Source organism: Seonamhaeicola sp. ABD4_175, assembly GCF_056160885.1.
The window spans coordinates 342,905-355,737 of sequence record NZ_JBSWYC010000001.1; the positions used below are offsets into that span (position 1 = coordinate 342,905).

Consider the following 12,833-nt stretch of genomic DNA (forward strand, 5'->3'; position numbering starts at 1 on the left):
TATCTTCAAACTAGTTTTTGATTAAATCTGCCAACTCTTTTTCTGTGTAAACACCATCTTTTGGTATTAGCTTACGTAAACTTTTTAAATCATCTATTGTTATTTTTTCATATGCACCCGCAAAGGCACTTTTTAAATATTTAATGAGATTTAAAATATCTGCATCAGAAAAATCAGGATTATTTGCCAAACCTGGCATGGTAATATTTAAATCATATAGCTTACCATTTACATGTACAGGTCCTGTTAAACCATGAAGTAACACCAAAGCCAATCGTTTTTCTGAAGCTTCGGTTATATAATCTGAATTCATTAATGGCGGTGCTAAACTTTCAATGCCATCACCATCAATACCATGACAAGTTGCGCATATGTTTTTGTAAATGGTATAACCCTCTGTTCTAGAATCTGTAAAGGTTTTTCTTCTGGTATAAATAGCATTTTGTTTTTTCTTTGCCCTATTTCCAACCACTTTATTTAACATATCGTTTAAAACTGGCGCAGTTTCTTTATTACGTTTATAGGCTAAATATTCTACTTCAGCACCACTTAACCCGTTTATTAAAGCTTCGTGGTATACTGTATTGCTTTTATATTTTGAAGCTAAATTATCAACTAAAGGAAAGAATATCTCGGGTTTTAGTTGCATCCAATTTTTTAAAGAACTTAACACATATAAATCAATTTCAGGATTATTTCTTGATATTAAATTTTGAAGTGTTTCTATATACTCTGACATATATTCTTCAGAATAAAATTCTTTTAGTAAAACCAATGCATGACAAGTGGTTTGTACACCACTAGTTTTCAAAATACTATTTAAATAATTAAAATTCAAGGCGTTTAAACCATTTAAAGTATGCAATATATGAATGTTTGTTGTTTCATTTTTACTGTTTTTTAATAAGGTTTTTAACAACGGTATTGCGGTTTTATCGTGCTTATAAATTAAAATATGTTGCGCTCTGTCTCTTAACCAACCATTATTACTGCTTAATAAATCAACCAATGCTTTGGTATTTAAATCATTTAAATTAACAGCTAGTTTGTTGTTTGTATTTTCAGTTGAAACCTTTAAAATACGCCCCATTCCAATAATAGTATCTAATTGCTTTTTTGCAAGCAATTGTTTTAAATAAGGCGTCATAAAAGCCTTATCTTGTATAATACCGCGGTGCATATCTACAATATACAAATTGCCATCGGGCCCATTATTGAGATTTACTGGCCTAAAACCTTCATCGGTAGATGCTAAAAAATCTTCACCTTCTATAGCTTGTTTTGCTATAACTTTATCTGCTTCAAAAGTTAAAATATTGCGCTTAACAATATTAGCTTCGGGAGCGCATACAAAGGCATTTTGCTCATATTCACTTGAAAATTGATTGCCTCTATAAATTAATGGGCCACAAGCAGATGTTACGTTTAACAATAAACTATCTGCATTTAAAACACCTTTAACATAGCCACGGTTTACAGCAGTAGGATGCAGCGGATAAACTCTTTGTGTTGGTGTTAACGTATTGTTTAAACCTGCTTGAGGTTTGTAATATATATTTTCTGTTAATGTGTTTGGCAACACATAATCACCTAAAAGTTGTACAGAATTTGTGTTATAATACAGCCTGCCAAAATTATCTTTTGAAATACCCCATTGCCCTCTAAAGGCTGTTGGTTTTTTTATCCATTTGTTATTTTTGCGTTGGTATTTAAAATGTGATTTTGCGTTGTAAATCCAATTATCAACATGCAATAATAAACCGTTGGGTTGGTGCTCTACATTTCCGCCATCAGAATACAGAGAATCTACTAAAACTCTATTTTTAGGGGTATCATTTTCAATATCAACAAACCATAAGTTTGGCGGTTCAGCATATAAAAGTCCGCCATAAACATGCGCAATAGCTCTTGGTAAAACTAAGCTATCTAAAAAAACTTTAGCGTGGTCTGTAACACCATCATTATCTAAATCTTCTAAAATAGAAATGGTTCCGTTTGGCAGCTCATCACCTGTGCCGTTAAGGTTTTGCATGTAGCCTTTCATTTCTACAACCCACATACGGCCTTTATTATCAAAATCCATAGCTACGGGAGCTTCTATAAATGGTTCAGAGGCTACAGCTTGTAATTTAAATCCGTTTTCAATTTTGTAATTATCAAGAGATATTTGGGGTTCATCAAACGTTTTTGGTTTGCATGAATATGCCAATAAAACTATTACTACACTGTAAAACGCTATTTTTAAAACGCTATTAAATAAATCAATCAATTTCATAAAAAAACATTGTCACTCTTAAACTAAAGCAATATTTAACTTTAAATTTTAATGCAATTTCTTATTTTTTTCAAGGTTTTAAGGATACTAATAAACACTATTGTAGCATAAATGTTTTTTGTAATATTAAATACATATACTAATGCTATACTTTTGTTGCTTTTAGTTCAAAAATAAGCGGATAAAGTTTGTGTTCAGCCTCAAACATACCAGAATTGGTTTCTTTTAAATTTGGTAATACGTTATACGGGCTTTCATAATGTTCATTTAAATAGTTAATATGCAAACCTGCATTGGTTAATGCTGTAATTACTTGGCCTAAACCATGATTCCAACAATATTCTTTGCTAATCATTTTTGAATTTTCATTGGCATAAGTGCCTTTGTATTCTTCATAAATAACCTCATTTTGCATATAACCGTATTTCATAATTGGCTTATCTTTTAAATAATCAAACATCCAAACTATGGGATGAAATTCAACCATATAAAACACACCGCCTTTATTTAATTTTTCGGCAATCATTTGCGCCCAAGGATTTAAATTTGGTAACCACCCAATAACACCATAACTTGTAAAAACAACATCAAAAGTATCTTTTACAAATGCCGAAGTTTCTAAAACATTACAACACACAAATTTTGCGTTAAGTTGTAATTCATCATTTAATTTTTTTGCAAGTTTTATGCCTTCATCACTTAAATCAATACCTGTACATTTGGCTCCTAACCTACTCCAACTTAAAGTATCTTGCCCAAAATGACATTGTAAATGAAGTAGTGTTTTCCCTTTTACATTTCCTAAAGCGTTCAATTCATAAGGCATTAATGAAGATTTTCCGTTTATAAAAGCTTCCATATCATACATATCACTTTTAGAATGCACTTTAACCTTTTCATTCCAAGTGTTTTTGTTTGTATTAAAATAATCTTGATTTATACTCATAACTAAACCTTATCTTTGACAAAACTTTAAAAATATGAAAAAAAGTATATTCATTTTAAGCATAATCACCCTTTTTGTTGCCTGCAAACAAAAGGAAAACAAAACTGTTGAAACAAACACATTATCTACTGCTGAAAAAATTGCTCACGCTCATGGTTTTGAAAAATGGGATGCTGTAAAAGAAATTCAATTTAAATTTGGCAAAAATCGTCTTTGGAATTGGAACCCTAAAACTGATGATATTAAACTAACCACAAATACTGATACCATTAATTACAACCGAAAATCTATGGACAGTATTGCTAAAAAAGCAGACCGTGCTTTTATAAATGACAAATTCTGGTTGTTAATACCGTTTCAATTAGTTTGGGATACATCTGCTACCATATCAAAACCTGTTGAAACTACTGCTCCAATTAGTAAGCTAGCCATGAATAAAATAACAATTACATATTCAAATGAAGGTGGCTACACACCCGGTGATGCCTATGATATTTTTTATGACAAAAATTTTATTATTAAAGAATGGGTTTTTAGAAAAGGAAATGCACCTGAACCGTCACTAACCAATACATTTGAAAATCTTCAAGATTTTAACGGCATAAAAATAGCTACACACCACACAAAAATTGATGGAACACCTATTGTAAAACTTTCAGAAATTAAAATTACTTACAACTAAAAAAAAATAACATTTACTTGTAAGGAAAACATCTAAACATAGACTAAATACGTAATTAGAGTATAAATAATTTTCCGCATTTGCGTCTATATATATTAAAAGCGCTTCAATCAATGGTTGAAGCGCTTTTCATTTTTTATAATTTCTTTTTAAATAAAAATAGTAATTAAAATGATTAAAATAATTGTTTCTAAAAACCTCATTTAATTCTTATTTTTGTTAGAAACCCATAAAATTCTTCAAATTGTCTGCATTCAAACTAGGATTAAATTTTGCTTTAGAATTAGATAAAAACGATGCCTTAGCGCCTTACAGAAATAAGTTTCATATTCCTGAAGACACCTACGGAAACCCACTTATTTACATGACAGGTAACTCATTGGGTTTGCAACCTAAAACCACGCAAGCATACATAAACCAGGAGCTAAAAGATTGGGCCACATTAGGTGTTGAAGGGCATTTTGAAGCAAAAAACCCATGGCTGCCTTACCATGAATTTTTAACAAAAAGTATGGCTAATATAGTTGGTGCTAAACCTATTGAAGTGGTAGTAATGAATACTTTAACCACCAACCTACATTTAATGATGGTATCATTTTACCAACCTACAAAAAAACGTTATAAAATTTTAATTGAAAGTGATGCTTTCCCATCTGATAAATATGCTGTAGAATCGCAATTACGCCATCATGGTTTTAATCATAAAGAAGGCCTTATACTTTGGAAACCCAGACAAAATGAAGAATTACTACGTTACGAAGATTTAGAGGCTATTTTAGCAGAACAAGGTGATGAAATTGCCCTAATAATGATTGGTGGCGTTAACTATTACACCGGCCAATACTTTGATTTAAAACGCATTACAAAACTTGGCCATAAGTATGGTTGCAAAGTAGGTTTTGATTGCGCTCACGGCGCCGGAAATGTTGCTTTAAACTTGCACGATTCTGGAGCAGATTTTGCCGTTTGGTGCACCTACAAATACTTAAATTCTGGCCCCGGAAGTTTAGCTGGTTGTTTTGTTCATGAAAGGCATGCACACAATAAAAACTTAAACCGATTTACAGGTTGGTGGAGCCATAATAAACAAACCCGTTTTACCATGCGCGATGAGTTTGACCAACTACCAGGTGCCGAGGGTTGGCAACTTAGTAATCCGCCAATTTTATCAATGGCAGCTATAAAAGCATCTTTAGATATGTTTCAAAATGTTGGTTTTTATAAGCTATTAGAAAAATCACAAAAACTAACCGCTTATTTTGAGTTTTTACTTAAAAATTTAGGTGAAGATGTTATACGCATTATAACTCCTAAAAACCCAAATGAACGGGGTTGTCAACTTTCAATTCAAGTAAAAAATGCTGATAAATCATTACATAAAAAACTAACACAAGCAGGTGTAATTAGTGATTGGAGAGAACCTGATGTTATACGCTGTGCACCAGTACCGTTGTATAATTCATTTCAAGATGTTTACAAATTAGTAGAAAAACTAAAAGCCATTTTAAGTTAATTCAGCGTAAAAAACATGAAAGAAAAGCAACAAAATATACTTATAATTGGCGCAGGCCTTTGCGGTTCTTTACTAGCACTTCGTCTTGCTCAAAGAGGTTATAATGTAACCGTTTTTGAAAAAAGACCCGATTTACGCAAAGTAGATATCAGTGCAGGTCGTTCCATAAACTTAGCCTTTTCTAACCGTGGTAACAAAGCCATGAAATTAGTAGGCTTAGAAGAAAAAGTAAAACAACTTTGCATACCCATGCATGGTAGAATGATACATGATAATAAGGGCAACACTTTCCAGTCTAACTACAGTGGTAGAGCCCATGAATACATCAATTCTATTTCACGCGGAGATTTAAATGCTTTATTATTAAATGAAGCCGAAAAACACAAAAACGTTACTATACATTTCAATAAAAAATGTCTTTCGGTAAATTTTGAAAAAACCACTGCCCTATTTAAAGATTACAAAACTAAAGCTGAATTTATTGAAGATGCCGATGTTATAATTGGTACAGATGGCGCTGGTTCTTCATTACGTAAAAGCTACTATTTAGGTAAAAAGTTTCTTTTTAGTTTCTCACAAGAATATTTAACTCATGGTTATAAAGAATTGAGCATTTTACCAGAAGCCAATGGCAATTACAAACTACATAAAAACTCATTACATATTTGGCCTCGTGGTAGTTTTATGCTTATTGCTTTACCTAATTTAGATGGCAGTTTTACAGTAACACTGTTTTTAAGTTATGCTGAAGGTACATATAATTTCAACAACTTAAATACTGATGAAAAAGTATTAGAATTTTTTAAAAAAGAATTCCCAGATGCACTCAAACATATGCCTAATTTGTTAAATGATTTTAACAACAACCCAACCGCAGCCCTTGGCACCATAAAATGCTCACCTTGGCATTACAAAGGCAACACCCTATTAATGGGTGATGCCGCACATGCTATTGTGCCTTTTTACGGGCAAGGCATGAATGCTAGTTTTGAAGATGTTGTTGTTTTTGATAGTATTTTAGATAAGAATTTGGGCAATTGGGAAGCTACGTTTAAAGCCTACGAAAAAGCACGAAAAAAAGATACCGATGCCATTGCAGATTTGGCTATTGATAATTTTTATGAAATGCGAGACCACGTAGCTAATCCTATTTTTAAAGATAAACGCAAAATAGAAATGGCTTTAGAAAAAACATTCCCACAAGCTTATGCTTCAAAATATAGCTTGGTAACATTTAATGAAACCATTGGTTACAATGAAGCAATGCAAAAAGGGCGCGCGCAAGACAAAGCTATTTTAAATTTACTCTCAAACAAATCTATTTCACCTCAAGACAATTTAAAATCTGTTTTAGAAAAAGTAGAACACGAAACTCAAAATATTTTAAACGAAGATAAAATTGCAGGCTTAACATAAAACCACAATGAACTTAAATATAAATAACAAACACGCTCTTGTTTGCGGCAGCACACAAGGTATAGGTAAGGCAAGTGCTATAGCACTTGCTAATGAAGGCGTACGCATAACATTAATTGCACGAAATGAAGAAAAACTTAAAGCTGTTTTAAAAGAATTACCGCAACAACGAAGGCATGATTACATTGTAGCAGATTTTGAAAATCCGGAAACTTTACAACACAAAATAACTAGTTATATAAACAACAACCAAGGGTTTCATATATTAGTAAATAACACAGGCGGCCCAAAAAGTGGTGATATTTTAAGCGCTAGTTTAACTGAATTTGAAAAAGCCTTCAACATGCACGTTAAATGCAACCAAGTGTTAGCGCAAGCTATTATTCCTTTTATGAAAACTGAAGGTTTTGGCAGAATTGTAAATATTATTTCAACCTCTGTAAAAGAGCCCATTCCCATGTTGGGCGTTAGTAACACCATAAGAGGTGCTGTTGGTAATTGGAGTAAAACACTGTCTATTGAAGTGGCCGCTTTTGGCATTACGGTTAATAACGTTTTACCTGGTTTTACTGAAACTGAAAGACTTTACGACATTATAAAAACCAAAGCTAACATTGAAAATAAATCACCCGAAACAATGGCAGAAATAATGAAAAACTACACACCTGCAAAACGCTTTGCAAAGCCCGAAGAAGTTGCTAGCGCCGTAGTATTTTTAGCTAGTGAAAATGCTGCTTACATTAACGGAATTAACATTCCTGTTGATGGTGGAAGAACAAAAAGTTTGTAACTTTAAAAAGACATAATAAGCGTGTTAATATTTTAAAATAACGCTTTTAAAACTTACAATATGAGCAAAAGTAAATTAGTAAAACCCATAAATTTTAAAGCTTGGATTGATGAAAACAGACACCTTTTAAAACCACCGGTTGGTAATAAATGTGTTTGGAAAGATGGCGAATACATAGTTATGGTTGTGGGCGGCCCAAACAACCGTAAAGATTATCATTACAATGAAACACCCGAGTTTTTCTATCAAGTTGAAGGCAATATGGTGCTCAAAATTATTAATAATGATGGTAAACCCGAAGATGTTCATATAAACGAAGGTGATATTTATTTACTACCTGCAAAAGTACCACACTCACCCCAACGTAAGGCCAATACTGTTGGTTTGGTTATTGAATATCCGCGTTCAAAAAAAATGAAAGATGCTTTAGAGTGGTATTGTGAAAACTGCGGAAACTTATTATACCGTAAAAAGTTTAAATTAGATGATATTGAAGTTGATATGCCTATAATTTTTGATAAATTTTATAGCAGCGAAAACAAACGTACATGTAATAATTGCGGTACAGTCATGGAGCCTCCTAAAAAAATAGCTTCTGAATAAAACAGATTCTATTAGCTTAATTTTTGTAAACACAAGCCACAATGACACAGCGTAAACTTAGAATTAACGGACATTCGCACTTACTTCCTTACCCCGAAGAAATACCAGATTACATGCGCGAAAAAGGTATTTTTTGGGTAGATAAAGATAAGAAGTTCATGTTGCAAAAAGGCTGGAAAAGGCCGGTAACAGACTCTAGTTTTTTTCTGCATGAAAAGTTAGATTGGATGGCACGCAATAAAATAGACCACGCCGTTGTACTTAACTTATCTCAACTATACGGCAATGGTTTACGCGTTGAAGAAATGAAAAAAGCTTTACGCTTTCAAAATGATTTTAATGCTAGAATTCAGCAAGATCACCCCAGTAAATTCACCTGTGGCTTTGTAGTTCACCCAGGTTTTTTGCGTAGTGCCTGTTGGGAAATTGAGCGCTGTGTTGAACAATTAGGTTTACGTTTACTGTGTTTACCAACCCATTACATGGATACCATTGGCACATGGCGTTGTATTTATGATGAAGAAAACGAACCCATTTTTGAACTTGCCAACAAATACAATTTAGCCGTTGAAATTCACCCATATGACGGTGAAAAGTTTATAAATTTAGAAAATACCGCATGGCGTTTTCACCTTATTTGGATGTTAGCGCAATGTGCCGATGCTTATCACTTTTTAACCCTTAACGGCTACCAAGAAAAATACCCAAATATGCGTACTTGTTTTGCTCACGGCAGCCAATTATCACAAATAAATTTAGGCAGGCGCATTCAAGGTTTTGATGGCAGACCAGATTTGTTTGAAGGCAAACAACACCCAAGAAAAGCCGTTGGCCATAAAAACATATTTTTTGATACACTTGTGCACGATACAGGTGGTTTAGAATTACTTATACGTAACCACGGCAGTAAACAGGTTGTAATGGGGCTAGATGACCCATATCCGCTTGGTGAAATGGAAAGCCACAAACAATCATCATATCCTGGTAAAATATTAGATTTAGCTATGGAACGTAATATTTTAAACCAAAATGAATATGATGCCATTTGGCAAGACAATGTTTTACAATGGTTATTTGGAAATGATAAAACTGAAAAAGAAAAACTTATAAATAGAATATTAAACTAATGCACTTTTTACCTGAAGCCTTAGATGATTATGTAGTTGCACACTCTGAAAATGAGCCAGAATTACTACAGCAATTACATAGAGAAACATATCAAAAAATATTGCAACCACGTATGCTTAGTGGGCATTACCAAGGGCGGGTGTTAAGTATGATTTCTAAACTTATAAACCCTATAAATATTTTGGAAATTGGCACCTATACTGGTTATTCTGCGTTATGTTTAGCTGAAGGTATGCAAAAAAATGGTGTTTTACATACTATTGATGTTAATGAAGAACTTGTTGATTTTCAGCGTAAATACTTTGATAAATCGGGTTATGGAAACCAAATTATACAACATTTAGGTAATGCTTTAAACATTATTCCTGAGTTGGATGTTATGTTTGATTTAGTTTTTATTGATGCTGATAAGGATAACTACCCTAATTATTACAATATTATTGTTGACAAATTGAATAGTGGCGGTGTTATTTTATCTGATAATGTGCTTTGGAGCGGAAAGGTAATTGAAACCTTAGATGCTAAAGATACATCAACAAAAGCGTTATTAGAGTATAACAAATTATTAAAAGAAGATTCTAGATTAGAAACTGTTATTTTACCTATTAGAGATGGCCTAACTATTAGCCGTAAAGTGCGTTAGGGATTGTAGTGGCATCCTTTTTTTGAGGTACGATAAAAAAGATATAACGGAAAGCCCGACCCGATAGGGTAACGCCATAAAAAAACAGAAAACTACATGTTACGTTTTATAGAACCGGTAAAATCTTCTAATTCGTCTTTTACTTTGTTTAATTCTTTTTTTACATCGTTGGTTACGCTGGTATCTAAGCCGTGATTTTCTGCACTTTTTGTTATTTCGTGCTTAATGTCATTGGTGGCATCTTTAAGTGTGCGCATGCCTTTGCCTAAACCTCGTGCTATTTCTGGCAGCTTATCTGCGCCAAAAACCATTACTACCACAAATAGAATGAGTACTATTTCTGGGCCACTTATAAATAAGAATATTGTTTGATACATCACGATGCAAATATAGAGAATAAAAAAAACCGACTTTAAAAAAGTCGGTTAAAATTTTTAGTTCTTTGTTTTATTTTTAAATGCATCAAACTCGCTAACGGTTGCTTTTTGCGGCCATGAATTGTTGCTTGTATCAACATCGGCAGTTTCAAGGTTAGGGTCTATTGTAATACTTACAATTTCTTTATTTGATGCTATGGCTTTTGATATTTCGTTATCGTTTAAACGCCATATTTGTGCCGGATATGTTTCTGTTTTCTTTGTACCATCAGCATAAGTATATTCTACAATTATTGGCATTACTAAACCTCCTGGTTTATTAAATGTAATGTTGTAAAAAAACTTGGGTTCTTTAATTTGTTTTTGCTCTTGTGGTGTGAAGTTATCCATGATATACTCTTTTAGAGGCTTTGAATTTTCTAAAAGTGATTTTGCTTTTAACTCTGGTGTATAATCATCACTATCTTCTTCAACTAAATATACTAAAGGTGGTAAATCTTCAACTCTCATACCTCTTTGGGCTGCTAAATCTCTAACAAATTTATTTGGTTTAGATGATACATATAGTTTTTTTACATCTTTTATACCTATATCTACCCAGTCTGTGGTGTAAAACCAACCGCGCCAGTACCAATCTAAATCCATTGCAGAGGCATCTTCCATGGTTCTGAAGAAATCTTCGGGTGTTGGGTGTTTAAACATCCAACGTTTAGAGTATTCTTTAAAGGCATAATCAAAAAGCTCACGCCCCATAATGGTTTCTCTTAAAATATTTAATGCTGTAGCTGGTTTTCCGTAGGCATTATTACCAAATTGATAGGTGTTTAAACCTTTGGTCATTATTGGTGCTATAAAATCTTGATTACCGCTCATATAAGGTACTATTAGCTTAGCAGGACCTCTGTCTGATGGGAAATGCGTATGTTCGGCTGATAGGGCTTCTGGATATTTTTCGCCAAAATCTTGCTCTGCTACGTATTGTACAAAGGTATTTAAGCCTTCATCCATCCACGTCCATTGGCGCTCATCACTGTTTACAATCATTGGGAAGAAATTGTGCCCAACTTCATGTATTATAACTCCCATCATGCCGTATTTAACACGGTCACTGTAAACACCATCTTCTCTTGGCCTTCCGTAGTTCCAGCATATCATTGGGTATTCCATACCTTGTCTTTTAGCGTGAACAGAAATGGCTTTATGGTAAGGATAATCAAACGTCATTCTAGAATAAGATTCTAAAGTGCTTGCTACGGCTTTGGTTGACCATTCTTCCCATAACGGATTTCCTTCTTTAGGGTATAATGATACAGCCATTACGTTTTTACTACCTATTTTTACGGTCATCATGTCTAAAATAAACTTACGTGATGTTGCAAAACCAAAATCGCGTACATTTTTTGCACGTAGTTTCCAAGTTTTGGTGTCTTTTGAAAATCCTTTTTCAGCAGCTTCAGCTTCTTCTTGTGTTACAATTACAACAGGTGTTTTATATGATTTTTTTGCAGACTCGTAACGTTTAAGCATGTCTTTAGTGTAAACGTCTTTACGGTTTATAAGCTCACCTGTACCATCTAAAATATGATCTGCAGGTACTGTAATATCTACATCAAAATCTCCAAATGGTAATGCAAACTCATCGCGCCCCCAAAATTGCGAATTTTGCCAACCTTCAACATCATTATAAACAGCCATTCTTGGGTAAAATTGTGCAATTACATAAGCTCTGTTTCCGTCTTTTTCAAAATACTCATACCCAGAGCGCCCGCCTTCGTTAACATGATCATTAATATTATACCACCATTTTATTGAAAATGAAAACTTATCGCCAGTTGCCATTGGTTTAGGCAACTCAATACGCATCATAGTTCTGTTAATCATGTAGGTTAAATCTTTACCATTAACATCAGTAACTTCTAAAATATTAAAACCTCGTTCTAAAGATTCTTTCATAAATTTTGAAGCAAACTCATTTGGCCTCATTACAGGCTGTAAACCACTGGTTTCTATTAATGGCGATTTAGAGTCTTTGGCTCTTTGGTTTTGATCTAACTGCACCCATAAATATTTTAAAACATCTGGAGAATTGTTAGTATATGTAATGGTTTCATAACCCGATATTTTAGCTTTTTTATCATCTAAAACAATATCCATTTTATAATCTGCTTGCTGCTGATAGTATGCACTACCGGGAGCACCAGAGGCTGCTCTGTACATATTTGGTGTAGAAAACTCATCATACAATTGCTTAAATTTGTTTGTATTTGCATGACCTTTTTTAACCGTTTGATCAGTTTTATCTTGTGCTATTGCGGCAGCGGAAATAAAAATTACAGATAGAACGTAGTACTTTAGTTTATTCATTTTCAAATTTTAGATTTTATCAAATATTAGCTTACTGATTGTAACAAACCATTAGCTTTTTATTAAAAACTGAACGAAAATAATGATTTTAATGTA

11 protein-coding genes are annotated in these 12,833 nt (G+C 33.2%); 7 read left to right on the forward strand and 4 right to left on the reverse strand.

Annotated features, from left to right (window positions below; genetic code table 11):
- Positions 1-10: 10 nt before the first annotated feature.
- The gene (locus ACXAG4_RS01395) at positions 11-2,275 is read right to left on the reverse strand and encodes a DUF7133 domain-containing protein (protein ID WP_475294289.1); all 2,265 of its coding nucleotides are present in this window, start codon (positions 2,273-2,275) and stop codon (positions 11-13) included.
- A 145-nt stretch (positions 2,276-2,420) separates the two neighbouring features.
- Complete coding sequence (locus tag ACXAG4_RS01400) at positions 2,421-3,221, reverse strand: class I SAM-dependent methyltransferase (RefSeq protein ID WP_475294290.1); 801 nt, start codon at positions 3,219-3,221, stop codon at positions 2,421-2,423.
- Positions 3,222-3,255: 34 nt separating this feature from the next.
- Here ACXAG4_RS01400 and ACXAG4_RS01405 point away from each other — a divergent pair, with 34 nt between their 5' ends.
- The 7 genes from ACXAG4_RS01405 to ACXAG4_RS01435 all read left to right on the forward strand — a co-directional run bounded on the left by ACXAG4_RS01405 (position 3,256) and on the right by ACXAG4_RS01435 (position 9,996).
- The gene (locus tag ACXAG4_RS01405; RefSeq protein ID WP_475294291.1) at positions 3,256-3,903 is read left to right on the forward strand and encodes a hypothetical protein; all 648 of its coding nucleotides are present in this window, start codon (positions 3,256-3,258) and stop codon (positions 3,901-3,903) included.
- 244 nt (positions 3,904-4,147) lie between these two features.
- On the forward strand, positions 4,148-5,416 hold the full coding sequence (kynU, locus tag ACXAG4_RS01410) for a kynureninase (RefSeq protein WP_475294292.1): 1,269 nt from the start codon (positions 4,148-4,150) through the stop codon (positions 5,414-5,416).
- Between the two features lie 15 nt (positions 5,417-5,431).
- A complete protein-coding gene (locus tag ACXAG4_RS01415) occupies positions 5,432-6,832 on the forward strand; it encodes an FAD-dependent oxidoreductase (protein ID WP_475294293.1) in 1,401 nt (466 codons plus the stop codon).
- Between the two features lie 7 nt (positions 6,833-6,839).
- A complete protein-coding gene (locus ACXAG4_RS01420) occupies positions 6,840-7,622 on the forward strand; it encodes an SDR family oxidoreductase (protein WP_475294294.1) in 783 nt (260 codons plus the stop codon).
- Between the two features lie 60 nt (positions 7,623-7,682).
- Positions 7,683-8,225: a 3-hydroxyanthranilate 3,4-dioxygenase gene (locus tag ACXAG4_RS01425; protein ID WP_475294295.1), complete on the forward strand. Its 543-nt coding sequence runs from the start codon at positions 7,683-7,685 to the stop codon at positions 8,223-8,225.
- 41 nt (positions 8,226-8,266) lie between these two features.
- On the forward strand, positions 8,267-9,352 hold the full coding sequence (locus tag ACXAG4_RS01430) for an amidohydrolase family protein (protein WP_475294296.1): 1,086 nt from the start codon (positions 8,267-8,269) through the stop codon (positions 9,350-9,352).
- The gene (locus ACXAG4_RS01435; RefSeq protein WP_475294297.1) at positions 9,352-9,996 is read left to right on the forward strand and encodes an O-methyltransferase; all 645 of its coding nucleotides are present in this window, start codon (positions 9,352-9,354) and stop codon (positions 9,994-9,996) included. Before ACXAG4_RS01430 ends, ACXAG4_RS01435 begins: the two co-directional genes overlap by 1 nt.
- Before the next feature lie 92 nt (positions 9,997-10,088).
- Here ACXAG4_RS01435 and ACXAG4_RS01440 read toward each other — a convergent pair whose 3' ends face one another.
- Both ACXAG4_RS01440 and ACXAG4_RS01445 read right to left on the reverse strand, forming a co-directional pair.
- On the reverse strand, positions 10,089-10,373 hold the full coding sequence (locus ACXAG4_RS01440) for a Sec-independent protein translocase subunit TatA/TatB (RefSeq protein WP_475294298.1): 285 nt from the start codon (positions 10,371-10,373) through the stop codon (positions 10,089-10,091).
- Positions 10,374-10,430: 57 nt separating this feature from the next.
- Positions 10,431-12,737: a M1 family metallopeptidase gene (locus tag ACXAG4_RS01445; protein WP_475294299.1), complete on the reverse strand. Its 2,307-nt coding sequence runs from the start codon at positions 12,735-12,737 to the stop codon at positions 10,431-10,433.
- Positions 12,738-12,833 lie beyond the last annotated feature (96 nt).

Excerpts from the sequence above, each read along its gene's own strand:
- ACXAG4_RS01405 (WP_475294291.1), top strand. The coding sequence starts at position 3,256 with ATGAAAAAAAGTATATTCATTTTAAGCATAATCACCCTTTTTGTTGCC.
- ACXAG4_RS01430 (WP_475294296.1), top strand. The coding sequence starts at position 8,267 with ATGACACAGCGTAAACTTAGAATTAACGGACATTCGCACTTACTTCCT.
- ACXAG4_RS01425 (WP_475294295.1), top strand. The coding sequence starts at position 7,683 with ATGAGCAAAAGTAAATTAGTAAAACCCATAAATTTTAAAGCTTGGATT.
- ACXAG4_RS01445 (WP_475294299.1), bottom strand. The coding sequence starts at position 12,737 with ATGAATAAACTAAAGTACTACGTTCTATCTGTAATTTTTATTTCCGCT.
- ACXAG4_RS01415 (WP_475294293.1), top strand. The coding sequence starts at position 5,432 with ATGAAAGAAAAGCAACAAAATATACTTATAATTGGCGCAGGCCTTTGC.
- ACXAG4_RS01440 (WP_475294298.1), bottom strand. The coding sequence starts at position 10,373 with ATGTATCAAACAATATTCTTATTTATAAGTGGCCCAGAAATAGTACTC.
- ACXAG4_RS01420 (WP_475294294.1), top strand. The coding sequence starts at position 6,840 with ATGAACTTAAATATAAATAACAAACACGCTCTTGTTTGCGGCAGCACA.
- ACXAG4_RS01435 (WP_475294297.1), top strand. The coding sequence starts at position 9,352 with ATGCACTTTTTACCTGAAGCCTTAGATGATTATGTAGTTGCACACTCT.
- ACXAG4_RS01395 (WP_475294289.1), bottom strand. The coding sequence starts at position 2,275 with ATGAAATTGATTGATTTATTTAATAGCGTTTTAAAAATAGCGTTTTAC.
- ACXAG4_RS01400 (WP_475294290.1), bottom strand. The coding sequence starts at position 3,221 with ATGAGTATAAATCAAGATTATTTTAATACAAACAAAAACACTTGGAAT.